This window comes from Halalkalibacter flavus (assembly GCF_036663575.1).
GTDB lineage: Bacteria > Bacillota > Bacilli > Bacillales > Bacillaceae_D > Halalkalibacter > Halalkalibacter flavus.
Genome location: NZ_JAWRVK010000377.1, coordinates 1 through 243, shown reverse-complemented (window position 1 = coordinate 243; position 243 = coordinate 1). Strand labels below are relative to the sequence as shown.

The window sequence follows — 243 nt, the reverse complement described above, 5'->3', positions numbered from 1 at the left end:
GTGGTGTTGGTCAGTACCACAACGAACTCGTCGCCGCCAAGACGCGCAACGTAGTCGGTCCGGCGCACGGCGCTAGACAGTAGGCCGGCGAGGAATCGCAACACGCGATCGCCCGCCAGATGCCCGAGGCCATCGTTGATTTCCTTGAAGCCATCGAGATCGATTAACATTAGAACGCCATGTTCCCCGTAACGGTCGGCGCGGGCCAGGGTTCGGGCGAACTCGGCTCGAAAGCCCCGGCGA

General features: G+C 62.6%; 1 protein-coding gene. It reads right to left on the bottom strand.

What is annotated here, in order from left to right; all coding sequences use genetic code 11:
• Positions 1 to 243, bottom strand: a 243-nt coding sequence (locus tag SAY88_RS25885) for a GGDEF domain-containing protein (RefSeq protein ID WP_348533387.1), incomplete at both ends; no start/stop codon positions are given.